Consider the following 26404-nt stretch of genomic DNA (forward strand, 5'->3'; position numbering starts at 1 on the left):
TTTAATTCTTACTATAGATATGAAAGTCAAAAGTTCGCTAAAATCTCATCGTAACAGAGATAAAAATTGTAAAGTTGTGAAAAGGGGTGGTAAGATTTACATTATAAACAAGGTAAAGCCAAGGTGTAAAGCGCGTCAAGGTTCTTAGCTTTTTGTTCACCTTTTCATGTTATATATTTTTTATGTGTGAAAGTACGGTGCTTATATCTAAAAAGAAGCAAAAATTGCTGTGTTTGAGCGCAACCTTACTCATTTCTTCTCTTACATTATATTTCAGCATTAGCACAATTACAGGTAAACGTGGCTTATTGACGTTAATCGATTTAAAAAAAGAAATCGAGTACAATGAACTTTTGCTAAAGGATGTCTCTTCTGCAAAGGAAAAGTTGGACAACAAAGTATTTGGCTTATATGAAAAAAGCTTAGATTTAGATCTGCTTGATGAGCAAGCAAAAAATGCTTTAGGTTATGTGAACCCTAATGAACTTATGGTTGTTCTTGACGTGGAATAGCAGTAGCGACCTTACCCAGAAAAAGTGGAGAGAAAGAAAGGAGTTTTTTTGGGTAAAATAAAATTTTGGAGGATTAGAAATGGTAAGAGAATATACAGCAGAATTCAAATTGGAAGCTGTTAAACTGGCAAATGAACAAAGAAAGGTAGGTCAACCAGTTGCAAAAGTAGCAAGAGATCTAGGAATAAGGGATAGTGTATTAGGAAAATGGATGAAGAAATATAACGAAAAAAAGTCAGCGGCAAATGCATTTCCAGATGTAGCACCTTATGACAAAGAGAGGTTTGATTTACAAAGCAAGAGTAACAAGGGAAAGAGACATTTAAAAAAAAGCCCTGGCCAGTCAAAAAGAGTAAAATATTTTTTATATAGTAACTGCTATAAAGTACAGGAATTATGTAGGATTTTCTGCTAGTGGCTACTATAAGTGGACTACAAGAAAAATAAGCAGTAGAGAATCAGCAAATAAAGAGCTACTCGAAGCTATTCAAAAAATATATCAAGTTTCTAAATGTAGATATGGAGCTCCTAAAATTCATGCTGAATTGAAGGCTTTGGGTAAAAGTTGCAATTTGAAAACGGTGCAAAGTATTATGCAGAAAAATGACATCAGGGCTATACTGAGAAGAAAGTTTAAAATTAAAAAACAACAAACAGATAATAGAGCTGTAGCTCCCAATATATTAGACCAAAACTTTATTGTTGATCAACCAAATAAAGTATGGGATTACTTACATCAAAACCAAGGAGGGATGGCTATATTTGGCAGCAATAATTCTCACGTATGGTAGTTAATGAGTAGTGCAATAAATAAACAATTGGTTATGAACTCTTTATTAATGGCCATTAATAGGCGTAAACCTGTTAAAAATCTACTGCTGCACAGTGACCAAGGTTCACAATATACTGCGCAAGGGTATCAATATCTCTTAGCTGTAAAGAATATAGATGAGTAATAAAGGCTGTTGTTACGACAATTCTGTTGCAGAAAGCTTCTTTAGCTCATTGAAAAGAGAAATACTTATTGATACTTCACAACACTCTGCTCAACACACTAGAACTGCAATATTTGAATACATAGAAATTTTTTATAACAAACAACGTCACTATTAACTATTGCATTCCTGCACAATTTGATGCATCATTCTTTTTGTAAAAAACATTCCACACTTTCTCTCCACTTTTTCTGGGTAAGGTCAGATACTATAAACTATAAAAAAATTTCTCCGATAGTTCATATAGCAAGTAAATTCACAAAATGAAGACTATTATTTTTATTACAGGTGTATCTACGGTTGGAAAATCAAGTTTGGCTCATATATTAGGTTCAAAGCTTTTTATGCCTAGAAACTTTGCAATTCCACTAACTATAGCTAACCCAAGAAAGGTTTCCCTACGTCATACCGCCGCGGTATCTCAGCATAGATTCCGCTAACGAGTAGCGGAATGACGAATTTGTTGTTTTTCAAATTGTAGGTAAACCTAAGCCACTTTAGCTATACTTGTAGAGAAAAAAGAATAGATGATGATCCTAAATATTTAATAAATTTGACTACTGAGGAATTTCAAAAATCTCAATTTTTTATTAATTGTGATATGGTACATTCTATCTTCATATAGCTTTCCTCTTCATACCTCAACTAATGAAATCAGAAGCATCAACTCCCTTTTGCAAGCAAGCAGCAATAACAGTGTTCATCATTAGAAATGCAATGGTCATTGGGCCAACGCCCCCGGGTACTGGGGTCATAGCTTTGGCTTTCCCTTTTATTCCTTCAAAGTCAACGTCACCTACAAGCTTTCCTACGTTAACGCTATTTATGCCAACATCGATCACTATTGCACCTTTCTTTATCCAGTCTGCTTGAACAAAATTTGGCTTTCCGACTGCTGCAACTACTATATCCGCTTTAGAGCAATATTCAGCTAAATCCTTGCTTTGTGAATGCAAGATGGTGACAGTGCAGTTTTCTTGCAATAGCAGGTAAAACATTGGCTTGCCCACGATATTTGACCTACCAATTACCACTGCGTTTTTACCGGAAAGGTTCTCTTCAATTGACTTAATTAAATGCAAAGAACCTTTAGGAGTGCAAGGTATAAGGCAGTTTTTTTCACCTTTAACTAATTTGCCAACGTTTTCATCATGAAAGCCATCTACATCTTTTTCAACACTTACTGTGTTAATTACTCTGCTTGCACTAATATGATTTGGTAAAGGCAACTGTACTAAAATGCCATGCACAGATGGATCTTCATTTAACTCATTGATTTTCTCAATCAATTCATCTTCTAAAATATTATTAGGCAAAACAATGGTCTCAGAACTTATGCCTATTGATTCTGCTTTTTTTTGTTTGTTGCGAACATAAACCTGACTTGCTGGATTGCTACCCACGAGAATTACTTTCAGGCAAGGAAAAATGTTATACTCCCTCTTTAAAATATCAATTTTTTGTGATAGCCTCTCACATAGGTCGTTTGCTATTTTTTTACCATCAATAATAATTGTCACTTCCTTGCCACTCCTTAAAGTCGGGTAATTTGATATCAAATAAATCCAATACTTTGCCAACAGGATGATTAATAATATCATCCAACGATTTCGGTTTAATATAAAAAGCAGGCACTGGTGGAGCAATAATTGCTCCCATCTCCGTTAATTTTAACATATTTTGTAAATGCCCAAGATGCAGTGGTGACTCTCGCACCATAAGAACTAACTTTCTTCTTTCTTTTAGCGTTACATCTGCAGCCCTTGTCAATAGATTGGAAGTAACACCTGATGCGATTTCAGACATTGTCTTCATAGAGCATGGTGCTACAATCATCCCTGAGGTTTTAAATGAGCCGCTTGCTATTTTTTCTCCAATCTTTTCTTCAGAATAGTAAAAATCTGCAAGTGATGTAATATCTTCAAGTTTTTCTTTAATCTCGTGAGCTAAAGTTATTTTCCCAGCACGACTTATCACTAAATGAGTTTCATAATCGACGTCTTTCAACGCTTCTAAAATACGCACACCGTAAATAGAACCAGATGCTCCACTTATTCCAATTACAATTCTGCTATTCACTTAACTCTTCTTCGTAGCTCATTCCCAATGCACGTTTATAGGTATCAAGCAATATTTCTTGTTCCTCTCTGTCATCATCATCCATCTTCCTCAGCCTAATAATTTGTTTCATCACTTTTATATCCCAACCTTCATCTGCGGCTTTTGCATATACATCACGAATGTGATCTTGCACATCCCTCTTTTCTTGTTCAAGTTTTTCGATTCTCTCTATGTAACCCTTCAACTCTTCAGCCGTTATTTTTACTGTATCTTCCATGAAACTCCACTAATTAATTGCTGCCACTAATATTACCAGTTTTTACTTGCACTTCAACAACAGTAATAATATTTTTATTTTTTTTTAAAATCTTAAAGCGAAAACCATACATGGAAAACTCCTCGCCTTCGTCAGGAATGCGCTCTATTTCATTTACAATCATACCTGCTAGAGTTGTAGCTTCTTCATCAGGGAGATTCCAGTATAACTGCCTGTTAATGTCCCTAATAGTAGATTTTCCTTCTATGTGATACATATTATTAGATATTTTCTTTATAAAATTCTCCGTAATCAAATCATGTTCATCCGAAATTTCTCCAACTATTTCTTCCAGTATATCCTCAAGAGTTACAATTCCCTGCAGTGCTCCATACTCATCAATAACAAATGCAAGGTGTTTCCTGTTCTTACGGAAGTTGTGAAGTTGCACGCTGAGCGGTGTACTTTCTGGTATGAACCAAGGCCTTGACATAACTTGGGTAATGTCAACTTCTTCCGCTTTATTATTCTTTTCACGCAAAGCATTTATTAGAGCTTTCACGTGAATTACACCTACAATGTTATCTGGTTCCTTCTGCCATAAAGGTACTCTACTGTGACTGCTGGTTAAAATCTCTCTTATTAACTCTTCTTTATTCCGATCTATATCAAGAGAAAATAGGTTTCTTCTATGGGTCATAATTTGTGATATCTCTGTCTCAGCCAAATCAAGTATGCTGCTTAGCATATCTAAATCCTGTTGCAACATAGTTCCTTCACTGCGGTGAAGAGTAATCATATTACGCATTGCATCCGCTGCAGATATCACTTCCTTATCTTTATGCAGCCCACATAATTTTAGGATGAGGTTAACAATAAATTGAATACCTAGTGTCAATGGAGAAAAAATCTTTACAAAAAACAATACAAAATAAGCAGAAAATGATGCAAATTTTTCAGGATTTTGAATAGCATAAGTTTTTGGTAGAACTTCGCAGAACAATAAAATACAAAATGTCATTATAATTGTTGATAGGAGAATGCCCTCATTTCCAAAAAGATTGATAAATATTGCTGTAAATAAAGCAGAGCAAGTAATATTAATAATTGTATTGCCGAGCAATACCGTTCCTATTGTCAATTCTTTCCTATTTAATAAGCGATCTATTACCCTGGCTTTTTTGTTACCGTCTAGCTTTAGCTTATTAACTCGAGAACGGCTAATTGAGGTTAAGCCTATTTCTGCTCCTGAGAACAAAAACGATAAAACTAACAAAACAAAAATTGCTGATGATACTAAGACCAATAACCAATCCATTAAAGTACGATGTTGTTGTGATAAAAAATAAAATTAATTTTACATGTTATGAGAGGCATTTGCAAGCCTGAATTTATATTGCCGAATTTTATATACCTTTAATCTTAAAAAACAAATCATAAAGCATATTACACGCTGCGTTCACATGCTCATCCTCAATGATAAGTGGTGGGGTTACCCTTACTACTTTGTTGTTTAAAACCCTAGTTATTATTAAACCTTTATCAAGAGATCGACTAATAATTTTATCAGCTACAGGAGTTGCTAGTTCTATTCCCATTAGTAACCCTTCTCCACGAACTTCTAAAATCATCTCAGGAAATTCTTTAGCTAAAAGCAACAGCTTTTCTTTTAAATCTTTACTAATTTTTTTAACATGATCAAAAAAGCCTTCTTTTAACATTATATCGAGCACTGCATTACCAACAGTCATGGCAAGTGGATTGCCACCATAGGTTGATCCATGAGTTCCTGGAGTGATTGCTTCTGCTATATAATCTTTCACTAAACATGCAGCTAGAGGAAAACCGTTACCCATAGCTTTTGCACAGGTTAGCATATCAGGTTCAATGCCGACATTTTGATAATGAAATAAAGAGCCGATGCGTCCATATCCGCACTGCACTTCATCAAAGCACAAAATTATTCCTTGAGCTTTTGTTATTTCCCTTACTTTTTGAAGATATTCTACGTCTAGTGGATATACTCCACCTTCGCTTTGTATGGGCTCTAAAAATACAGCAGCTATTTCATTGTTGATTTTTTCTTCTAATGCTTTAATGTCATTTCTTGGCACTTTATCAAAACCAGAAAGGAGCGGAGCAAAACCTTCGCGTGATTTTTCATTGCCTCCAGCAGAAATTGCAGCAATACTGCGGCCATGAAAGCCTCCTTCAATTGTAACAATACGATTACGTTTTGCTTGCCCTTTTGAATAAAAGTAACGACGAATAAATTTAATTGCAGCTTCTGTTGCTTCAAGCCCACTTGAGCAGAAAAAAACTTTATCTGCAAAAGTAAGGGTTGTTAAACGGTCAGCAAGCCTTTCTTGCTCGGGAATAGTAAAAATGTTAGAGCAGTGCCATAGTGAGCTCGATTGCTCTTTCAGCTTATCTGTAATGTATGGATGACAATGCCCTAAAGAAGTTGTAGAAATACCTGCAGCAAAATCTAAATATTTTTTACCATCTTTATCAAAAAGATATGCCCCTTCTCCCCTGACTATAGGAGTGTCAAGTCTATTATACGCATTAACAACATGATCCATTTTATAAGTATTGTGGTATTATCTATACTATACCTGAAATGAATCCATTAACACAAAGCTTTTCCTTTAACCTCTTATGCTACTTCAACTAAAAATTTGGCTAATGCAAACCTTTTTTGTCATTCTATAGCTAAAGTGACTTGGTTTTACCAACACTTATTAGCCATTGTAAAAGTTTTTGTTTCTATTGAATGATAGTTGTAGCCTATGCAAGAAGTTTATTGACTTTGAGCGCACTTTAGCCTATACAATTTTAATATCTTAAACTACTGGACATGCCCGATCTAAAGACAATGATGTTAAATTTTGGACCTCAGCACCCAGCTGCACATGGAGTGTTGCGTCTTGTTTTAGAGATGGATGGTGAAGTGATCGAGAGGGCAGATCCACATATTGGGCTTTTGCACCGCGGTACTGAAAAATTAATAGAACATAAAACGTATCTTCAAGCTTTGCCTTATTTTGATCGCCTTGATTACGTATCACCAATGTCACAAGAGCATGCATATTCACTTTGTGTGGAGAAATTGTTGCAATGTGAAGTGCCAATTAGGGCAAAGTATTTACGTGTCTTGTTTTGTGAACTGACGAGAATACTAAATCATTTACTGAACGTTTCTTCTCAAGCACTTGATGTTGGAGCAATGACCCCTCTTTTATGGCTCTTTGAAGAAAGAGAAAAAATACTGGAATTTTACGAAAGAGCTTCAGGTGCAAGGTTTCACGCAGCTTACATCAGGCCAGGTGGAATTGCAGCAGATATTCCAGAAGATTTGATTGAGGATATTGCAAAGTTTATAGAGCAATTTCCAAAATATATAGACGATGTTGATGAACTTTTAACAGAAAATAGGATATGGAAGCAACGCACTGTAGGAATTAGTGAAATATCAATTAAACAGGCACTTGATTGGGGCTTTAGTGGCCCAATGTTGCGCGCTGCTGGGCTTGCTTGGGATTTGCGAAAAAGCCAGCCATATGAGATATATGATCAACTAGATTTTGATATACCGATCGGCCAAAATGGCGACTGTTATGACCGTTATCTAGTTAGAATGGCAGAGATTAGGCAATCTATCAGTTTGGTGAAGCAGTGCATAGAGAAAATGCCTGAAGGGCAAATAAAAACTGAAGATAGAAAAATTTCTCCACCGTCAAGAGCAGAGATGAAAAAATCTATGGAAGCTCTGATTCACCATTTTAAGCTCTATTCAGAAGGATATCACGTACCAGAAGGTGAGGCTTACGCAGTTGTTGAGGCACCAAAAGGTGAGTTTGGAGTGTATATAGTTTCAGATGGTACCAATAGACCTTATAGGTGCCGAATAAGAGCACCTGGCTTTGCGCATTTACAAGCCTTAGACTTTATGGCAAAAGGACACATGCTTGCTGACGTTGCAGCAATTATTGGCTCACTCGATATAGTTTTTGGTGAGATTGATAGGTAATCATTGGTACCCGTTCAGGCAATGGCGTCATGCAAGTAGCTGACACATAACTGTACGAACATTTGTTTGCAAAGGCAGTATGTTAAGTGTTATAGCCGATTTTGCCTCAAACACAAAGGCAGTGCCTTGACTACTTGGATCCAGAAAAATTGATTGTGTACTATACAACATTTTTGATCAAAAGCGTAACCATTCACTGTTAGACTGCATTCTGTGATTTTTAGCAAAACATGATCTTTCATTTGAGCTTCCTTCAATTTAAAATAAATACAGAAAATTGCTGCCTATAGCTAAACTGACTTAGATTTACCAACAATCGTCATCCCGCTACTTGTTAGCGGCTAAGAGATACCGCGGCGGCATAGCTATCTTCAAAAATATGGTTGAATAATTGTGTGTATAATTATTAATATTTTTAAACACTTTGGCTATGGCTTTATCTTATACCAATTCCCATTACACGGCAAACAGATGGACAAAGATGGAAGAAAAGCGATAATGAAGTAAGTAAAATAGTTGAGGTATAAATGGCATTAAGATCAAAATTATTGGATGAAAAAGTAGTAGAATCAGCAAAAGAAATGCTGAAGAAAGTAAGGAATAATGCATATGTTTCAAAAAAACTAAATGCTGTAATTGCAGCAAAAAAGTACAGTATAACGGCTGTAGCAAAAATATATTGCATTTCAAGAAAGGCACTTACTGCATGACCTAAAATTTGGCAGAGAAGAAAAACTGTTTGCTCCTCCACAACGCCGTAGAAAAACTAAATTAAATCAGGTTCAACTACAGCAAATTGAAGAGTGGATAGAAGAAAATCCTAATATTACCATTAAAGAAATGAGAATAAGAATCCAGGAAAAGTTCAGATTAAATATCAGCAAATCTACAGTACACCGCTATATGCAAAAGATGAAATTCTCATATATTACACCAAGACCAGTTCATAATGGACAAGATAAAAGCAAACAAGAGGAATTCAAAAAAAAATCTCAATGAAGCTATTTTTCTTTGATGAATCACGGTTTGGCACACATTCAAAGGTTGGACATGGGTGGTTTAAAAAGGGGATTAGAACACAGGTTAAAACAAAATTAGGTAGGCAAAATTTCTATCTCTATAGTGCGGTTAATCCTAGAAATGGAGAGAGTTCTAGCTCAAATGTCAACACTGATTGCATAGACATATTTCTTGAGCAGATGTCGCAATATCTAGAAACACGAGAGGCTTTTCTTGTTATGGATTGTGCTAGTTGGAAAAAATTTAAAGGTACCTAAAAATATCGACATTATATGCCTACCTCCATACTCACCTGAGCTCAATCCTGTTGAGAGGCTTTGGTTATATATAAAACAGAACATTTTGCGCAATAAAATATACGATACAATTGCTCTGCTTGAGGGTGCTTTGTGCAAATTTATTACTTCTCTTGCCAGCTCCACAATTAAACAACTCTGCAATGTCTCCTATTTGACTGGCCAACAATGAGAGTTGGTATTATTTCTCTGGTTGGCAAAAACAGCAACACTCTGCTAACTCAATCCAGGAGAAGATAGAAAATGCTATATTTAATTTTAGTGGTGAGAAAATTGCCTTGTACTGTGGTGGTAGGACTGATGCAGGGGTTCATGCTTTAGGACAAGTTGCTCATTTTGATATGGAAAAGGAATTTGAGCTTTATAGAATAAGAAATGCAATAAATTATCATTTAAAATCAATTCCTATAGTCGTGCTCAATGTAGAAGTTGTAGATGATGCGTTTCACGCACGGTTTTCAGCAAAAAAAAGATATTACGAATACAGAATAGTTAATCGCTATGCTCCTGCCGCTCTGGAGACAGGTTATGTATGGCAAGTGTTTAGTCCACTTGATGTAAATATTATGCGTGAAGCTGCTAAACATCTACTTGGAAAACATGACCTTTCAAGTTTCCGTTCAAAAGATTGTCACGCCGCAAATCCGATAAGAACAATTGATGATATCGATATAGTACAAAACGGGAATCATATACACATCAAAATATCTGCTATTTCCTTTTTACATAACCAAGTGAGGATTATTGCGGGTACTTTAGTTGAATTTGGAAAAAATAGAACCAATCCGCAAGAAATGCTACATATATTAAGCCAATGCAAAAGAAGTGCTGCTGGGGTTACCGCGCCGCCTTTTGGCTTGTATTTGGTAAAGATAGATTACTAATTTAATAAAAAGTAACGTTCTTAGTGAAATAAGTGCCATACCGCCGCAGTATCTCCAGATCTCGCTAACAAGCAGCGAGATGACGAGTTTAAGTTCTCATTGGCATCACTACATATAATACACTTGAATCATCTTCATCAGTGATAATTGTAGCACTATTACCATCGGCTAAGCTAAACTTACATTTATTTTTTATGCAAGATAGAACATCAAGCAAATAACGCGAGTTGAACCCTATTTCTATAGGGGCTTCATTGTAGTCCACTTCTATGGATTCAGTTGCATCACTGCACTCTTGGGAGTTTGAATGCAGAGTTAGCAGCTTTTCTTGTAGTGAGAATTTAATAGATTTTACTTTATCAGATACAACAACGGAAACTCGATCTATAACATCTGAAAGTTTTTTACTTTCAATAATCATATGCTTATCTTGAGATGCTGGAATAACTGCTTTATAATTTGGAAAAGTTCCATCTATTAATTTTGATATTAGAATATATTCACCGCATGTAAACTTAATTTTTCTGTCTGAGAGTTTTACATTAATTTCATTACAATCGTCCAATATTTTTAACAGCTCCATAACAGTTTTACGTGGAATGATCACACCAGATTCGCCATTGATGTTCCCAGGCTTTGGCCTCTTTATACATGATAAACGATGGCCATCAGTTGCAACGCAGTACAGAAACTGCTCATCTGTATGTAGATATATTCCATTTAAATTATACCTTGTATCATCTAGTGATACAGCAAATTTTGTTTTAGTTAATAAGTCTATCAGGTCCGTATTTAGTAGAATAAAATCATGTTTATAATTATCTTCTTCAAGAGCAGGAAAGCTGCTTGAAACTACATTCGGTAAAGAAAAGTTTGCATTTCCGCAAGACATCAATAATTTTCCTTGGTTGTTTACTTCAAAATTGACATCCAAATCAGCGGGTAACTTCTTCACTATGTCATGTAAAGTATGCGCTGAAATTTTTACTTCTCCTTCTGTTAATACGGTTGCAGCAAGTGAGGCAAACATTGAAATGTCAAGATCAGTTGCCATTAATTTTATGCTGCCGTGTTGTGCTTTGATATTTATACACGCCAAAACATCTATTGCATTACGCCTTTCAACCACTCCACTTACTCTGGATAATGTATTTAAAAGACTTGTGCGGCTCACGCTAAAACGCATCTGCTCGCACACAGAATTCTGCTTTTTGATTTCTGTATCTACACCTGCAACCTCTGACATTGCTAACTCTCAAAAATATATTTTAAATGATATCCACATCCCATATAAAGTAAAGTGCTATTTATATTTCCATTGAAAGAGTAGTCTAGTTTATACTATAGCTGGGTATTCTGTTACAATAATTTACTTTGTATGGCATAAATCATGCATTTTTTGATACGCTTTTTGAAAACCAAGTAGGGAATAAGTATCATCAATGGTCACTGTTTTTGTTTTTCCATTAACTACCATTGATAACCCCTGCTTCATTTTTAGAATGAGATCTTGATCTATTTTTGTATGCTCTGCCCACGCAAAACTTCCCTGTATTATGGGCAGTGTATATTTAATTTTTTTGTCGATATTGAGAGCTACAGGCTCCTTATCATACTGAAAACCAGAGGTAACGCTTACCTCATCTGCTTTTTTATCAACATAACTAATCATTACATACGGCTTGCGATTGGTTGTATAATATTCGCTTTTTTTTTTAGGATAGGATACAATATAACATACTTTCTCTCCATCTTCCAATGCAGTATACACGAGCCAATCTTTATATTTTTCCTTCAATTGTACATCACTAACCGATGCAAAAGCGCCTATCGAAAAAAATATTAGAAATATAAAAAAACTACGCATGCAAACAAAATTTCAAACTTTCAGATTGTATATATTGTTTTACCTTAGCCATCGCCTGCTCAGCCAACTGCCTTATTCTTTCTCTTGAAACACAATATTTTTTACTAAGTTCATCCAGAGTTTGAATGTTTTCAGACAAATATCTACTGATAAAAATGTCTCTTGCCCTTTCGTTGAGGCTCGCTAGTGCATTGTTTAAAATTGCTTCTTTTAATTCTTTTTCTTCATGATTCTGATAGGTTACTTCTTGACTAACCAAGTTACATGGGATCATATCTTGCAGCTCCCTTTTAGAGTCATCACCTATTTTTATGCAATCGTTTAGCGACTGATCCTTACAAGCCATACGGTAATTCATCTGCAGAACGTCTCCTTCGGATACAGAAAGCTCATTAGATATTGCTTTTATTTCTTCATTATTTAAGGTTTCCCTGTTTGTATACTGTAAAATTCTTTTTTTTATTTTACGTAAACTAAAAAACAATCTTCTTTGTGCTTGCGTTGTGCCTATTTTCACAAACGACCAAGATTTCAATATAAAGTCTTTTATTGAAGCTTCAATCCACCACACCGCATAAGTTGAAAAACGAAACCCTAAATCAGGATTAAACTTTTTCACTGCATGCATTAAACCCATATTTCCTTCCATGACCAGGTCCATCAACAATAGTCCATAATTTTTGAATTTCATTGCAATTTTCACTACCAAATTCAAATGGCTGGTAATCAATTTATGAGCAGAAGAAACATCCTTATATTGGTTCCAATTTTTTGCTAATCGTACCTCTTCCTCTTGAGACAGCATAGGAAATTTTTGCACCCTAGCAATATATTGCATGAGATTGGTTCTGCTATCGACACATAAGTTTGCCATTGAGGTCAACATAACAACTTAAATTAAAACTTCATGCATATAATATATTGATTTTCCAGCAAAAATTCAAGCTTTGATTTGAAAAAAGTACAAATCTTCCATCTAATTTCTTGGAGACAGTAGGCCGCAGTGTTAGCTAATTGGATAACATTATGTAACTTTAGATGATATTCTACCAGTACAATGACAAACGTTATAGCTTAAACACATAGCAAATAGTGTTATTCCAGTGCCCTGACACTGGAATCCACATTTCTTTTTTCTAGATCCCAGTGTCATGCTACTTGAATGACAAGAAAAAGCCCACTGGGATAACAAGACTGAGATAGACTAAAAATTAAACGCTACTCCAGCTTCTGCACCAACAGTGCTGTAAAGGACTGTATGTCCTCCTTTGCCTTTCTCACCACCGCTTTTATCGAAATTAGCACCATAAGAACCGAAATAACGAGCTCCAGCATAAAGTTTGACTTCTGGAGTTACATCATAACTAACACCAGCTTTTACTTGACCAGCAAAACCAAATTTACTTTTTTGATCATTCACAGCGTCTTTCAAAGGAGTGCTAATATACGCTGCACCAACACCAACACCAACATATGGAGTGATAGGCATATCTTCAATTGCTATATCGTGATAAACGTTAACTAGCCCTGAAATTGCTGTTAAACTGTCTGCAATAGTATCTGGCGTAAATTTTGCATCTGTAACATCATTTTTGTTTAGGTATGAATAAACTCCTTCAACATCAACCCTGATGTCGTCCATTTTGTAACCAAACGCAGCACTACCAGCTATAAAAGATGCTTTTAATGGATTATGAATCTCTGTGGCCTTTTTATATTCAATACCTCCAATTTTTGTGAAAAGAGGTAAAATTTCACCGTTGTATTGCAAACGAACGTAGTAGCTAGTTTCTTCATCACTTATTGGACCAACAGGATCTGAAAAAGCAGAGTTTGATAAACTTAGCAACGTTGCTAAAGCGGCTGCTGAAAAAAACTTTTTATAATGCATAATTGTCCTCGTAAAAAAAATTAAAATTCCACTTTAGCAGTCTAAGTAACAACTAAAGTTAAGTCAAGTGCTAACTTAATAACACAAAATATTCTACATTTTAACTAATTTTTAGGAGAAGACAAAGATTTTATTAATGAATAAATACGACTTTTGATTTTTTGGTATAGCTAACACAGGTAAGATTTACTATCGAAAGACCTCGTCATCTCGCTGCTTGTTAGCGGATGAGAAATCCACAACTGTACAAACATTGCAATTTGGGCCTACCAGGAGGGCAATGCCTCTTATCCAAGTACCATCTTCTTGTCATCCCAGTCTGGGATCCAGGAATTTTATTAAGTTGGTAAGCATAAAAGTAGCCGTTTTATGTTAAAACACAATGTTCTTGATGAGATTACGGCAAGGCTGGATTCCAGACTGGAATGACATCGTTTACTATGTGCCATATTGTAATGTTTGTACAGTTGTGGAATGAATCACAGTATGACGTAGGGCTATGCTAGTATAGGTACATTATATGAAGAAGTACTAGCGTTGGGAATATTAGAAAAAAAATACTTACACTAAAAGAAACCTCAGTAGTAAATTCAAAAAGGAAGTTTAAACCCAGATGGTAAACCCATCATACCTGCAAGATCAGAAGTTGCATTCGCCATATCTTCTTCTGCTTTTTTAACGGCATCATTAAACGCTGCTGTTACTAAATCCTCTACTATATCTTTTTCCTCATTTCTCATAAGTTCTAAGTCTATGTTCACCTTTTTAGCTTTATAGCTACCTATTTTTATGACTTCCACTAATACAGAAACTTTGCCACCACCAGAAATACCTTGAAACTCTTTTCCAACATATTTTTCTTGAGCTTCTGCAAGCTTTTTTTGCATCTCTTGCGCTTGTTTCATTATTTGACTAAAATCCACAACTTACTCCTTATTTTCTATATTAACTACTTTTGCACCTTTAAACGTGTCAAGGATATCCTTAACTGCAGGTGCATAATTTAAATTACTCACTTCCCTGTTTATATAACCTGTATCAACTGCAATAACCCACTCTTGCTGAGTCACCTGGTTTAAGTAATTTTTTAAATCATTGCAAAAATTACTATCTAACTTAGATACAGCTTTTAATTTTAAATATCCAGGTTTACAATCCATTAATTGTAGATTATTACACAGTTGTTTGTAAAGATAAATTTGGTTACTTCGCCTTAATAGTTGCAAAATCTTATCAAAATCGTAATTTTGTTGTTTATTTTCCACATGGATCCCAGTGTCACGCACTGGGATGACAGAGTGGGGTTGTTGTTTACTTTTCACATATTTTTTTGGATCCGAGTAGTCAGCTACTTGGATGACAGAGGGGGAAGGTGCAACAGGTCTGCCCTGTCTATTTCCTTGCTCTACATTCTGCGAAAGAACTTTTTTGATCACCTGTTCCGGAGAAGGCAGATCAGAAAGATAACAGAGGCTAATTAACATCATTTCAGCAGCAACATCGTTGCATGTTGAAGTTTTTATATCTTGAATACCTTTAAGCAACATCTTCCACAATCTCGAAAAAAATATTAAAGATCTCTTTATACTTAAATCTTTTATCCTATTCTTTTCATGCTCTGTAACTGCATTATCAATCTCTTTTGTAATCAAAAAACGGCATACTAACTGAATTGTTTGCAATAGACCTTCAAAAATACTAAGTGGGTTTGCTGTTTTTACCGCCTTGTCAAACACTGATAGAGCTTTCTGTAAATCACCTTCTAATATTGCCCCTAATAGATCGAATATAATATCTTTATCCACTAGGCCAAGTATGTCTGTCACATTTTTAGTGGATATTGCACCATCTTTGCTATATAGCACTGCTTGATTCATCAAAAACAAGGCGTTACGCATTGAATTTCCAGAGTGTCGTGCAATTAATTCTAATGCTCCCTTTTCAATGGAATAACTCTCTTTTTGTGCAACATCATTTAAACGTTCCACTATTTTAGCTACAGGAATGTTGTGTAAATCAAATCTTTGACAACGTGCAATAATAGTTACTGGTATCTTTTTTATTTCCGTAGTTGCTAAAATGAACTTTACACTAGATGGTGGCTCTTCTAGGGTTTTAAGTAATGCGTTAAATGCACTGCTAGATAGCATGTGTACTTCATCTATAATGTAGACTTTGAATTTAGAGCTTATAGGTGAATAGCAAATATCTCCCAGGATTACTTTAATATCGTCAATGCTAGTGTGACTTGCTGCATCGATTTCAATTACATCTGGATGGCTTGAATTTTTTATTGCTAGACAATTTTCACATGATCCGCAAGGTTCAAAAATTGGCCCCAGGGAACAATTTAAACATAAAGCTATTATCCTTGCAGTGGTGGTTTTACCAACTCCACTACTACCAGAGAGCAGTATAGATTGTGGGATTTTGTTTAAAATAAAAGCATTTTCTAATACACGCACTAATATATCTTGACCTACTAGATCTTTGAAGCTACTAGGACGGTGTTTTAATGCTATATTCATAGCCTCGGATAAAACAAATAATGAAATAGGTATGCAACCCAAAAAGGTTCTGATATGGCTGCTTCATTTCTGATCTGACCAAATTACAGAGTTTTTGCCTGCATACCTTATAAAATATTATACTTTTTTTTTTATTTAGCAAGGTATATCCTATATTAGCTCTATAATTTGATATGTTAAATTTTTTACAGTGCTATTTTGAAGTAAACAAAAAGTTAGTTGTCATGCAAGTCACTACAAGATTGTCACTCCAATGTTTATTTATGTCATTTCAGCGCTTATTTATGTCATCCCAGTGCCTAGGCATACAGCTGTATGAATGTTGTGATATAAGAGCAATTTTTACCGAAAAGGATGTCATCCCAGTGCTTGACTACTTGGATCCAGAAAACTTAACTGTAAATGAGCGCACTAGGCAATTGTATAACAAGAACTGGATTCCAGTGTCAGCTATTTGCATGACACTACCTGCTACGCAAACTTCTGTGGACTACAAAGAAAGTTCGTACAGTTGTAGGTCAAGCCATAGAGTAACAAAAAAAGGATATTGGTATAACAAAAGAGGAACATTATGATTTTATATCATTTTCCTCTTTGTCCATTTTCACGAAAAGTTAGGGCTTTTCTAAAAGAAAAAAAATTAGGCTGTGATCTAGTGTATGAAAATCCGTGGGAAAAGCGGAATGAATTTATGGAGATCAATCCAACCGGGCAAGTACCAGTGTTAATAGATAATAACTTTGTAATAGCGGATAGTAATGCCATTTGTGAATATATAGAAGAGACTTACAATAGCGACGTCAAATTACTTGGTTCATCCACTATTATTAAGTCTAAAATACGCGCTCTAATCAATTGGTTCGATAACAAATTTTACAATGAAGTTACTAAGTATATTATGAATGAAAAAGTAATTACTAACCGCAGCCCTGACTCTAGATTTCTTCATGCAGCTCAGCATAACCTGCCTTGCCATATGGAATACATCGAACACTTAATTAACAAGAACGTTTGGCTTGCAACTGATAAGTTCACTTTAGCTGATATTACTTTAGCATCGCATATTTCTGTAATGGATTATGTAAGTAGTTTTCCATGGGAAAAAAGTAAAATTTTAAAAGAATGGTACTCCATTGTTAAATCAAAGCCTTGTTTTCGTGAGATATTATTAGAGAGGATTTCTGGTTTAATCCCTTCTAAACATTATGCTGACCTTGATTTTTAACTTATGTTAGCTTTAAAGCTACAGTCATTCCTTCATCAGTTGGAATCAATATAGAGAAATATTTTTTTATCTGATAATCTATTATTAAACTCCCTCATGGCATGCCATGATTTTTCTGATACTTCTTTTGGAGGCGATTCTAAAAATACTGTGTTAAACAGTAGAGTGTTATCTGCAACGATTAGCCCATCTTGTTTAATGTGTGACTCTGCCCAATCTAAATACTTAGGATAACTACTTTTGTCAGCATCAATAAATATCATGTCAAATGGTGCTTTTGCTGATAATTCATTAATTTTTTCCAGTGCATCGCCTTCTATTAGAGTAATTTTATCACTTAGATTAAAAGCACTAAAATTTTTTTTTGCTATTCTTGAGTGTTGAGGATTATTTTCTATTGTATATATATGACCGTCTTTTAGTAGAGCTTTTGCCATGCAAATCGACGAGTAACCGTATAACGTGCCAATCTCAACAATACTTTTGATTTTTTGGATTTTTATAAATAAACTTAATAGCTTTCCTTCTTCAGGGCCAATTTGAATATGTTGCTTTTTTTCAAGAATACAATATTCTTCTATTTTTTTATATTCTTTTGCAAATAGATTTCTTATGTATGACAATTTTATACTAAAATTATTACGCATATATTATAAATTAGGGAGACTTAATTCATACAAAATTTGTAAATATAATAATATAGTTTAAAATAATAAAAACATTTATTTTAAGTTATTATTTCATAGTATAAAATTTTAAGTGACAAAAATTATTATATATCGTACTATAGTTAACTAGTATAATAAACAGTCGATTATTATGCTAGAATTAAAGGGATTGTTTATGCGCATTTCTCTTTTTAAAATATAATTTTTATAATCAATTAGAGGGGTTATATGTCTTATGCTATTGCTGGTGAAGTTGAAACGTTAAACAAAAAATCTAACAAGAATGAAGGGGTTATGTTACTACATAATCCAGCTTATCGTGAAAAGTATAAAGAACGTTTTGATGAAGCTCAGAGAAAAGTTATGGATATGGTTCAGTTTTATGATGGGACAATAGTATTAATAGAGAATAAAATCGCTATGTATTACTACACTTGGCACAGTAAAAAAAGAGAGTTTGAGCGTAAAAAACAACAAACAGTAGTGAAAAACAATGACTCAGCATAGAGTCTTTTATATGGTAAGCTACAGTGGTATTACTTCACTATAGCTTTTCCATACAATTTATCTATCGCATTAGTGAAATATTTCAGCTCTTTATACCCTCCATGTTTAACTTTATTATGCTCTATATATGATTTATCATCGTTAAGCTTGATGAAAAATATTGGAGTGGCTGTGATACCAAGTTTATTAATTGCCAGTGATTTATCATTTACGATTTTATCCATTATTTTCTTATCATTAATGCATTGGTTAAATGCATCTTGCTTTAAGTTGCTTAGTGCAGCAATTCTTTGTAGTAAAGTCAAATCACTAAAATTGTAGTAATTCCACGAATCTATTGAGTTAAAAACAGCTTTGTTAAAATTAAAGTAGTCTTCTTGTTTTTCGTAGCAATGACTTAGCATTGCAGCCTTTAGCCCTCTGTAATCCAAAGGAAAATGACGAAATATATATAACATCTTACCTGTGTCTATATATTTCTCTTTAATTTTAGGAAAAACATTCCTATGAAAAAGAGAGCAGTGATAACAAGTTAATGAAGCATATTCTATCATTAGAATTGGTGCTTTTGGATCTCCTAATAATTTATCATTAGGTAATGGCGATAATAGCTCATTTGATGTTATTTCATTGGGTTTTTTTTGAATGTACTGGTTATCGGATAAATCTTGCTTAACAACTGCATAAGAATTAACACTTATGAAAATTAATAAAAACAATAGTCTAAAAATCATTACAATATAAACACTTAACTTACTAAAAAAAATTATACATTTATATTAATAATGTCAAGATAACTTTTGTTTAGCAAGGCTTTCAGCCCTATCTTTAAATGCAGCAATTATTTTACTTTGTGTATACTTATATACTGAGTTTAATAAAGTGGAAAATGAGTTGGACTTAAACTTAAACTCTATATAAAACTTTACCATAGTTTTATTTTCATCTATGGGAATGAATTGCCATTCATTGTATAGATGTTTAAATATTCCATTTGATGATACAGCTTTTATCCAACCTTCATTTGTTCCACTTGGAGAAAGAGAAGTAACTTCTGATGTATATCTACCTTTAATTCCATGAAAAGCTGCGAGGAGATCCACAACCATTTGGTTGTTAATTTTTTCTTTTATATAAACGGCTTTGCACCAAGGAACAAAATCAGGATACCTTTCAACATCAATTACAATTTGGAATACTTCATTAGGCAAACATAGGAAAACACCCTGTTCTTTGTATTGATGAAGCATAAATGTCAAACCAATCAAAATAGGATCCGTATCTACCGTCAGCCTTAGTAGATTCCTGAGACTAAAGTTAAGGTGGGCATCGCGTATCAATTTCAACGAAATTAACAGAGGCAATTCCCTTGACTAGAAATTATCGCTCGGGAAATTTAACTTAACTCATAACGCATAGAACAGACCCTTAATCAATTGTAGATGATTTATACAAGGTGTGTCTATAGATATATTAAAGCTAGCGACTATTATTTAATCTTTATTAAACTTTACATTCTAAGTATCATAGATAATAAATATATCTTATGAACATTACTAAAGTTTTAACTATTATTGTTTTTATTGTAATTTCTTCAAGTGCTTACACTAATTGTACAGATCACAAAATTTTTGTGCATACTATGAAGCAACAAGTGGATGGTATATCTACAAAGGAGAATAAAAAAAACCGGGAATATGTGCAAAAAAAGCTTCAGGAGGTCATTCAAAACAATGTTAACCTCAAAGGAATATCGCAATTCGTCATAGGAAAATATTGGGCTTTAGTTAAACAAAAAGAAAAAGAAGATTTTTTAAGAGAGTATGAAGTGTATCTTACGCGTTTGTGCGTTAAAATTTTATATAAATACATGCATGATAGTGAAATGATCATAATGAGTACAAAAGCAGTTGACGATGAAACTTGCTTAATTGGTACAAGATTTTCTTACGGTGATGAAGAATTTACAAATATTGATTTTAAAGTTACTAAAAATAACAGTTCTTTCTTGATAAGTGATGTTGTAATGAGTGGAATAAGTATTGCTATTAATCAACGTTATCAATTTAGTGAAAAAATCGACACGCATGGCATAGCAAGCGTTATAGCTGAATTAAAATGCAATAACAATCCATGATATATATGCCTCATTGGCCTAAGCCACTTGGTAGCAGGCCGAATGATTTTTCTCTTGATCGCATAAAAGGCTTTCTTAGCAAACTAGATAACCCCGAGAAAAAAGTGCCTCCCGTAATTCATATAGCTGGAACTAATGGGAAAGGCTCAACACTAGCATTTATAAGATATATAATGCAAGCAGCAGGGTATAAGGTACACGCATACACTTCTCCACATTTAGTGAGTTTTAATGAGAGGATAGTGATAGCCGGCAGCTATATCGACGATAATGAATTATATAGCTTATTAGAAGAATGTCGTGCAGTAATTGCAGAACAACCTATCACTCTGTTTGAAGCTGCAACTATTGCAGCTTTTTTAGCTTTTTCTTGTCATAAAGCCGATATAACTTTAGTTGAAGTGGGTATGGGTGGAAGGCTTGATGCAACAAATGTTATAGATAATCCGATTTTAACAATAATTACTTCCATTGCACTTGATCATACAGAATATCTTGGCCCTACTGTAGAAATTATAGCAGGTGAAAAGGCTGGAATAATGAAGCCTAATGTTCCTTGCGTAATAGCACCGCAAGAAAAATCTATAGTGAACACGCTAGAACACCACGCAATAAATAAGAAATCTCCCTTGTATAGAGGAGGTCTTGAATGGAATTGCAAAAAAAAGAACAACAAAATGGTTTTTCAATCAGCTATTCAATCAATAGAATTTCCTTTGCCATCTTTAAAGGGTGATCATCAGGTGATTAATGCAGGCAATGCTATTGCAGCATGTAGTATTTTAAGTGGAAAGTATGAATTTGATATTGGAGAAGAGGATATCACTTCAGGTTTACAGTGCACTTATTGGCCTGCACGGCTAGAGTCTATAAAAGAAGGTAATTTAATTTTCCTACTACCGAAAGATTGGCAATTATTTTTAGATGGTGCACACAATAATGATGGTGCTAGAGTACTATCTCAGTGGGTAAAAGATAATTTTGCTGAAGGTATTTATATGGTTTTTGGTGTTACTAGTAACAGAAATGTGGAAGAGTTCTTAGAGCACTTAAAGCCATATATCAAGCTACTATGTGCGGTTTGTGTTAAGTCTGAACCTAAAGCAACAAATACAAATTTGATTAGGGAAAAAGCCAATAACATAGGAATAAAAGCAGTTGAATGTGAATCAATTGGCGATGCAATATCAAATCACATATTAAAAGCCTCTACCCAAAACGTCAAAACCATACTAATCTGTGGCTCATTGTTCCTAGCTAGAGACTTCGCTATGGAGAATAGCTAACTTTGATGATATTAACTGACCGATGGGGAAATAACTTTGATTGCTCATAGTACTGCTTGGCTTTTCGTTATCGACTTCTATAAACTGATCATCACCTTTAAATTGCTCCTCAATTGAATTTATAGCTGTCTTTTTGAGAATATAATTACTTGCAGCATTTAAAGCAGGTGAAGTAACAATTAAAAGCGTGAATGGTAATGAAAGTAATAAGCCGGATAACATCATAGAGTTAGTTATACCAAAGCCGTTGGCAACTAAATCTAATCCCACACCGAAAAACATTAAAGATGTACAGATTGTGTTGCTCAAAATAACTGATTTTTTAGCTGCTTTAATTTAGTCCTATCACTCTTTGAAAAATTTTCGCATTCTTGGTCAAAGTTAAACAATAATAAAATATTAGTCTGACGATTAGGCTCTTTCCCATTTCTAGTATAAATGCTCTTAACAGCTAGACTCAAAATAGATCCTGCTAACAGGTGAGCAAGAAAACCTACTGCTATTGGTACATTAGAAGAAATACCATTAATTATTAAAAATGCAATTGATGTGAAGGATACTAAAGGAACTCCTAAGAGATCTGGATAAGAAAGATATTTTACATAAGCAGTTACATTATTGTTAATTGACTGCTGCTTATTATAGAGTTTATTTCTGCACTTATCATCTAAGTATTTTTGCAATTCTTCATAACTGCGACTCCACAACTTACCGCGTAATTCTTTTATTAAATTATTTCTTTTATTGAGACCTTTCTCCAATGGCTCTATTATAAATTCTTCAAAAAATGGCTTATTTAATGCAATAACCCTAAATTTCTCCTCCGCTTCTTTATTGTTTGGGTTTTTATCTGAGTGATATTTTAACGATAATTTACGGTATTGTTGACTAAGCTTTTTCTTAATATTCTTAATGTCAGAATTTACCACATCCTCCTTTTGAATATTAAATGTTAAAAACAACTGCTTTAAAGCGTGGTACTCATTTTCATTCAAAACATTTCTAGCCATATTACACCTACAAATTAACTAACTATCAATGTTCTATAGTATACATATTTCCAAATTATGTCAACTATTTCATAAATATCTTTGGTAAAAATTATTTCTGTTATGACTAGCATGATAAGTGTATGAAGCGACTAAAATTGTCATTACAGCGCTTAGTGTACGACAGTGCTCCAACATTTAGGGTTGCAGTTTTCATGGCAGATCTGAGTAGCTGACACTGGAATGGCTTTGTTGCATCGCACCTTATACGGTAGTAATTTACAATAAATTCATGTAGCCATTTCGAATTTAGTCATTTCAGTGTTGGCTACTTGGATGACACCACCTGCTATGCTGCAAATTGCAACGTTCGTACACTAAAGTATAGTGTGTTACTAACGAAGGCAAACAAATATCTGCTTTATGAAAACGTTAATATTTTTCATTGAAATAATACATAAATACTAGAAAAACCTTGGCAGGTTATTCGCGTTTGATTATCATAGAGAATTATATAAATTAATAAATGATCTATGGCAAGTAACCCAGAAGAAAGAAATAGTGATAAACAAAAAGCGCTAGATAACGCAATAAGCCAGATTGAAAAAGCATTCGGTAAAGGTGCAATAATGAAGTTGAAGCAAAACCCTGTAGAAAAAATAGACACAATATCCACAGGATCAATTGCGCTTGATTCGGCTCTAGGTGTTGGAGGTCTGCCAAAAGGGCGTATAATTGAAATATTTGGCCCCGAGAGTTCTGGTAAAACCACTCTTGCCTTGCACGTGATTGCTGAAGCACAAAAAAAAGGAGGATCATGCGCATTTATCGATGCAGAACATGCATTGGATGTCTTATATGCTCGTAAACTTGGGGTAAGCACTGATGATTTAGTGATTTCACAACCAGACACTGGAGAGCAGGCGTTGCATATTGTTGAGTATTTAGTGTGTTCTGGTGCGGTTGATGTGATAGTTATTGACTCTGTCGCAGCATTAACTCCAAGAGCTGAAATTGAAGGTGATATGGGTGATCAACATATGGGGCTGCAAGCAAGGCTTCTAAGTCATGGGCTACGGAAACTAACCTCTGCCGTTTCAAAAGCGAACTGTATATTGATATTTATTAATCAAATTCGTATGAAAATAGGAGTAGTGTATGGAAATCCTGAAACTACCACGGGTGGAAATGCATTAAAATTCTATACTTCTGTAAGGCTTGATATAAGAAAAGTTGGTGTAATAAAAGACAAAGAAAATATTACAGGTAATGAAACAAGAGTTAAAGTTGTAAAAAATAAAGTTGCTCCTCCATTTAGAGAAGCGAAATTTGATATAATGTACAATGAAGGTATATCAAAACTCGGAGAAATAATAGATATGGGAGCAAAGCTTGGTGTGCTTGAAAAAGCAGGCGCTTACTATTCATATAACAACACACGTCTTGGGCAAGGAAGAGAGAATGTAAAAACTTACCTAAAAACAAACAAAGAAGTCGCAAATGAAATAGAAACGAAAATCAGAGATTTACTCAGAAATCATGATAATTCTATCATAATAGACGAGGATAGTGAGCAACTTTTAGAAGAATCAGTTTTCTGATCTAAACTTAGGCATTAGATTTTGTGTTGGACGGGTTGTTACAGTATGACGGTAATTCTATGTGCTAATATAACAATCTGTAATGTTACCTTGTATCAAAAAGACTTTGCTGAAGCAGTTAAAAAAAGCTTTTCATGAGAAATTATAAATGATAAATTGTTAACAATAGGTTATTGTTAATAAGATTATGTGTTTTGGTTTATCTAATATAAACAGGGAAGGTTATTCATTTATAGTAGTTTCCTTTATAGTAACGTGTATAGCATTCTCTATATCTTGGGGGTTTGGCGTTACGTGCTTGTTTCCGACATTATTGTGTACTTATTTCTTTCGTGATCCAGCAAGAGCTGTGCCAAACAATAAGAATCTTATATTAAGTCCTGCTGATGGTGTGATTTCAAAAATTGAAGAAGTTAATTATCCTTTATCAGCAGAAAACGGAGAGGAGAAGAAGTTTACGCTTGTTAGCATATTTTTAAGTGTTTTGAACGTCCATGTGAACCGTATACCAATATCTGGTACGATAAAGGAAATGAGTTATAAAAAAGGCAAGTTTGTATCCGCAATGAGCAATAGGTCTAGTAATGAAAATGAAAAGCAGGTTATTGTAATTGAATACGAAAAGGGGAAAGAAATTATTGTGGAGCAAATAGCTGGATTAATTGCACGTCGTATCGTTTGTAATTTAGGAATATCCCAGAACGTAAAAGCAGGTGAAAGGTTTGGAATTATAAGGTTTGGCAGTAGAGTGAATATCTATGTTCCTGCTGATACAGAAGTCAGAGTTTCAGAAGGGCAAACTGTTATTGGTGGTGAAACAATTATAGCAAACTTAAATAAGGAAAACGTTCAAGAGAAGCTTACTTTTGACGTTATATGAATAACGATGGAAGTAACAGTAGATTCTTACCTATTACTAAATTATTCCCAAACTTTATAACTTTATTGGGTTTATGTTCTGGTCTCACTTCACTTAAATTTACATTTAATGAACAATGGGAATTCTCAGTAATTTTTATCGTCATTGCAGCAATAATAGATGGAATGGATGGCAGAATAGCTAGAATTCTAAAATCAACTAGCGATTTTGGAGCCCAACTTGATTCTTTTGCAGATTTTCTAAATTTTGGTGCAGCGCCTGCATTTCTTTTGTATTTTTGGAAGCTAAACGAAATCAAAGTCATAGGTTGGATTTTAGTAATGATATACGTAATCTGCATATCAATAAGACTTGCAAGATTTAATGTTTCGCTACACTCAGAACAACCATACTGGGAAAAATTTTTCTTTTCTGGTGTTCCAGCTCCAGTGTGTGCTTTACTTTCTTTGTTACCAATAATTATTACCTTTCAATCTCATGAGAGTGAATACTTACTTCTCATAGAGCGATTTTTTAACACAAGAAACGTAGCTTGTTACTTTCTGGCCATTTCATTTTTTTCGATAAGTCACATTCCAACTTTCTCTGCAAAATATATTTATATTCCCAAAAGCCTATCCTATATATTTGTGTCATTTTTTGGAGTACTTATTGTATTTTTCATCAGTAAGCCCTGGATGACTCTACCAACTTTAGGTATAGTGTATACACTTACTATTCCAATAAGCATCGGGTTTTACATATATTTTACATATAAAACTCGTTAGC

26 protein-coding genes, 2 other RNA genes and 4 pseudogenes are annotated in these 26404 nt (G+C 34.2%); 14 read left to right on the forward strand and 18 right to left on the reverse strand.

The features are described 5' to 3' along the window. Positions 1-19 precede the first annotated feature (19 nt). The 3 genes and pseudogenes from ykgO (at position 20) to ACEL90_RS01400 (ending at position 1668) form a co-directional block, all read left to right on the forward strand. Positions 20-148 (forward strand): type B 50S ribosomal protein L36, encoded by a 129-nt coding sequence (gene ykgO / locus ACEL90_RS01390; protein WP_250296744.1) that lies wholly within the window; start codon positions 20-22, stop codon positions 146-148. Positions 149-182: 34 nt separating this feature from the next. Next, positions 183-512, forward strand: a complete 330-nt coding sequence (locus ACEL90_RS01395) for an FtsB family cell division protein (protein ID WP_423349078.1) — start codon at positions 183-185, stop codon at positions 510-512. A gap of 79 nt (positions 513-591) precedes the next feature. Then, positions 592-1668 (forward strand): annotated as a pseudogene (locus ACEL90_RS01400) (IS3 family transposase). Positions 1669-2148: 480 nt separating this feature from the next. On the opposite strand, the gene folD reads toward ACEL90_RS01400, so the two are convergent. The 5 genes from folD to ACEL90_RS01425 form a co-directional block, all read right to left on the reverse strand. Then, complete coding sequence (gene folD / locus ACEL90_RS01405; protein ID WP_423349079.1) at positions 2149-3027, reverse strand: bifunctional methylenetetrahydrofolate dehydrogenase/methenyltetrahydrofolate cyclohydrolase FolD; 879 nt, start codon at positions 3025-3027, stop codon at positions 2149-2151. Beyond that, positions 3011-3586: a UbiX family flavin prenyltransferase gene (locus ACEL90_RS01410; RefSeq protein ID WP_264718685.1), complete on the reverse strand. Its 576-nt coding sequence runs from the start codon at positions 3584-3586 to the stop codon at positions 3011-3013. The genes folD and ACEL90_RS01410 overlap by 17 nt, the downstream gene beginning before the upstream one ends. Further along, positions 3579-3845 (reverse strand): DUF2312 domain-containing protein, encoded by a 267-nt coding sequence (locus ACEL90_RS01415; RefSeq protein ID WP_010082293.1) that lies wholly within the window; start codon positions 3843-3845, stop codon positions 3579-3581. The genes ACEL90_RS01410 and ACEL90_RS01415 overlap by 8 nt, the downstream gene beginning before the upstream one ends. 13 nt (positions 3846-3858) lie before the next feature. After that, positions 3859-5142 carry an HlyC/CorC family transporter gene (locus tag ACEL90_RS01420; RefSeq protein ID WP_423349080.1) on the reverse strand — a complete coding sequence of 428 codons (1284 nt, stop codon included), beginning with the start codon at positions 5140-5142 and terminating at the stop codon, positions 3859-3861. An 88-nt stretch (positions 5143-5230) separates the two neighbouring features. Next, positions 5231-6409 carry an aspartate aminotransferase family protein gene (locus tag ACEL90_RS01425; RefSeq protein WP_423349081.1) on the reverse strand — a complete coding sequence of 393 codons (1179 nt, stop codon included), beginning with the start codon at positions 6407-6409 and terminating at the stop codon, positions 5231-5233. 275 nt (positions 6410-6684) lie between these two features. Between ACEL90_RS01425 and ACEL90_RS01430 the strand changes: the two genes are divergently transcribed. The 3 genes and pseudogenes from ACEL90_RS01430 (at position 6685) to truA (ending at position 10057) form a co-directional block, all read left to right on the forward strand. After that, positions 6685-7857: an NADH-quinone oxidoreductase subunit D gene (locus ACEL90_RS01430; RefSeq protein WP_423349082.1), complete on the forward strand. Its 1173-nt coding sequence runs from the start codon at positions 6685-6687 to the stop codon at positions 7855-7857. Positions 7858-8384: 527 nt separating this feature from the next. After that, positions 8385-9345, forward strand: a pseudogene (locus ACEL90_RS01435) (IS630 family transposase). Continuing rightward, on the forward strand, positions 9332-10057 hold the full coding sequence (truA, locus tag ACEL90_RS01440; RefSeq protein ID WP_423349275.1) for a tRNA pseudouridine(38-40) synthase TruA: 726 nt from the start codon (positions 9332-9334) through the stop codon (positions 10055-10057). The pseudogene ACEL90_RS01435 and the gene truA overlap by 14 nt, the downstream one beginning before the upstream one ends. Before the next feature lie 88 nt (positions 10058-10145). Here the strand turns inward: truA and dnaN are convergent, their stop codons facing one another. From dnaN to ffs, 7 genes are all read right to left on the reverse strand, one after another. Then, entirely contained in the window at positions 10146-11303 is a 1158-nt protein-coding gene (gene dnaN, locus ACEL90_RS01445; RefSeq protein WP_423349083.1) for a DNA polymerase III subunit beta, read from the reverse strand. A 123-nt stretch (positions 11304-11426) separates the two neighbouring features. Next, a complete protein-coding gene (locus ACEL90_RS01450; protein WP_264723947.1) occupies positions 11427-11924 on the reverse strand; it encodes an invasion associated locus B family protein in 498 nt (165 codons plus the stop codon). Continuing rightward, positions 11917-12810: an RNA polymerase factor sigma-32 gene (locus ACEL90_RS01455; RefSeq protein ID WP_041582625.1), complete on the reverse strand. Its 894-nt coding sequence runs from the start codon at positions 12808-12810 to the stop codon at positions 11917-11919. Before ACEL90_RS01455 ends, ACEL90_RS01450 begins: the two co-directional genes overlap by 8 nt. A 318-nt stretch (positions 12811-13128) precedes the next feature. Further along, positions 13129-13815 (reverse strand): acyloxyacyl hydrolase, encoded by a 687-nt coding sequence (locus ACEL90_RS01460; protein ID WP_423349084.1) that lies wholly within the window; start codon positions 13813-13815, stop codon positions 13129-13131. Positions 13816-14405: 590 nt separating this feature from the next. Continuing rightward, complete coding sequence (locus tag ACEL90_RS01465; protein ID WP_010963017.1) at positions 14406-14738, reverse strand: YbaB/EbfC family nucleoid-associated protein; 333 nt, start codon at positions 14736-14738, stop codon at positions 14406-14408. 3 nt (positions 14739-14741) lie between these two features. After that, positions 14742-16343, reverse strand: coding sequence for a DNA polymerase III subunit gamma/tau (gene dnaX / locus ACEL90_RS01470; RefSeq protein ID WP_423349085.1), 1602 nt, complete (start codon positions 16341-16343; stop codon positions 14742-14744). 15 nt (positions 16344-16358) lie between these two features. After that, positions 16359-16458, reverse strand: an RNA gene (gene ffs, locus ACEL90_RS01475) — signal recognition particle sRNA small type. A 58-nt stretch (positions 16459-16516) separates the two neighbouring features. On the opposite strand from ffs, the gene ACEL90_RS01480 reads away from it, so the two are divergent. Both ACEL90_RS01480 and ACEL90_RS01485 read left to right on the forward strand, forming a co-directional pair. Next, a complete protein-coding gene (locus ACEL90_RS01480) occupies positions 16517-16918 on the forward strand; it encodes a WPE palindromic element domain-containing protein (protein WP_423349086.1) in 402 nt (133 codons plus the stop codon). Then, positions 16915-17568, forward strand: coding sequence for a glutathione S-transferase family protein (locus ACEL90_RS01485; RefSeq protein ID WP_423349087.1), 654 nt, complete (start codon positions 16915-16917; stop codon positions 17566-17568). The genes ACEL90_RS01480 and ACEL90_RS01485 overlap by 4 nt, the downstream gene beginning before the upstream one ends. A 1-nt stretch (position 17569) precedes the next feature. Here ACEL90_RS01485 and ACEL90_RS01490 read toward each other — a convergent pair. Continuing rightward, a pseudogene (locus ACEL90_RS01490) lies at positions 17570-18215 on the reverse strand (O-methyltransferase). 249 nt (positions 18216-18464) lie between these two features. Here ACEL90_RS01490 and ACEL90_RS01495 point away from each other — a divergent pair. After that, positions 18465-18743: a DUF2671 domain-containing protein gene (locus ACEL90_RS01495; protein ID WP_423349088.1), complete on the forward strand. Its 279-nt coding sequence runs from the start codon at positions 18465-18467 to the stop codon at positions 18741-18743. 29 nt (positions 18744-18772) lie between these two features. On the opposite strand, the gene ACEL90_RS01500 is transcribed toward ACEL90_RS01495, so the two are convergent. The 3 genes from ACEL90_RS01500 to ssrS all read right to left on the reverse strand — a co-directional run bounded on the left by ACEL90_RS01500 (position 18773) and on the right by ssrS (position 20173). Beyond that, positions 18773-19477: a DsbA family protein gene (locus tag ACEL90_RS01500; protein WP_423349089.1), complete on the reverse strand. Its 705-nt coding sequence runs from the start codon at positions 19475-19477 to the stop codon at positions 18773-18775. Positions 19478-19531: 54 nt separating this feature from the next. Next, on the reverse strand, positions 19532-19993 hold the full coding sequence (locus ACEL90_RS01505) for a type II toxin-antitoxin system RatA family toxin (protein WP_010963012.1): 462 nt from the start codon (positions 19991-19993) through the stop codon (positions 19532-19534). A 19-nt stretch (positions 19994-20012) separates the two neighbouring features. Further along, positions 20013-20173: non-coding RNA, 6S RNA (gene ssrS, locus ACEL90_RS01510), on the reverse strand. Positions 20174-20289: 116 nt separating this feature from the next. Here ssrS and ACEL90_RS01515 point away from each other — a divergent pair. Both ACEL90_RS01515 and ACEL90_RS01520 read left to right on the forward strand, forming a co-directional pair. Further along, the gene (locus ACEL90_RS01515) at positions 20290-20880 is read left to right on the forward strand and encodes an MlaC/ttg2D family ABC transporter substrate-binding protein (RefSeq protein ID WP_423349090.1); all 591 of its coding nucleotides are present in this window, start codon (positions 20290-20292) and stop codon (positions 20878-20880) included. Continuing rightward, on the forward strand, positions 20877-22166 hold the full coding sequence (locus ACEL90_RS01520) for a bifunctional folylpolyglutamate synthase/dihydrofolate synthase (protein ID WP_423349091.1): 1290 nt from the start codon (positions 20877-20879) through the stop codon (positions 22164-22166). Before ACEL90_RS01515 ends, ACEL90_RS01520 begins: the two co-directional genes overlap by 4 nt. Here ACEL90_RS01520 and ACEL90_RS01525 read toward each other — a convergent pair. Together ACEL90_RS01525 and ACEL90_RS01530 are read right to left on the reverse strand one after the other, a co-directional pair. Then, a complete protein-coding gene (locus ACEL90_RS01525) occupies positions 22134-22448 on the reverse strand; it encodes a hypothetical protein (protein WP_423349092.1) in 315 nt (104 codons plus the stop codon). The genes ACEL90_RS01520 and ACEL90_RS01525 overlap by 33 nt on opposite strands. 521 nt (positions 22449-22969) lie before the next feature. Further along, positions 22970-23176 (reverse strand): annotated as a pseudogene (locus ACEL90_RS01530) (DnaJ domain-containing protein); the annotation flags it as partial. A gap of 512 nt (positions 23177-23688) precedes the next feature. On the opposite strand from ACEL90_RS01530, the gene recA reads away from it, so the two are divergent. The 3 genes from recA to ACEL90_RS01545 all read left to right on the forward strand — a co-directional run bounded on the left by recA (position 23689) and on the right by ACEL90_RS01545 (position 26403). Continuing rightward, a complete protein-coding gene (gene recA / locus ACEL90_RS01535; RefSeq protein ID WP_010963008.1) occupies positions 23689-24756 on the forward strand; it encodes a recombinase RecA in 1068 nt (355 codons plus the stop codon). Positions 24757-24943: 187 nt separating this feature from the next. Further along, positions 24944-25636 carry a phosphatidylserine decarboxylase gene (locus ACEL90_RS01540; RefSeq protein ID WP_423349093.1) on the forward strand — a complete coding sequence of 231 codons (693 nt, stop codon included), beginning with the start codon at positions 24944-24946 and terminating at the stop codon, positions 25634-25636. Continuing rightward, the gene (locus ACEL90_RS01545) at positions 25633-26403 is read left to right on the forward strand and encodes a CDP-alcohol phosphatidyltransferase family protein (protein ID WP_423349094.1); all 771 of its coding nucleotides are present in this window, start codon (positions 25633-25635) and stop codon (positions 26401-26403) included. The genes ACEL90_RS01540 and ACEL90_RS01545 overlap by 4 nt, the downstream gene beginning before the upstream one ends. Position 26404 lies beyond the last annotated feature (1 nt).

Source organism: Wolbachia sp. wLmal (genome assembly GCF_049435495.1).
Taxonomy (GTDB): Bacteria; Pseudomonadota; Alphaproteobacteria; order Rickettsiales; family Anaplasmataceae; genus Wolbachia; species Wolbachia pipientis.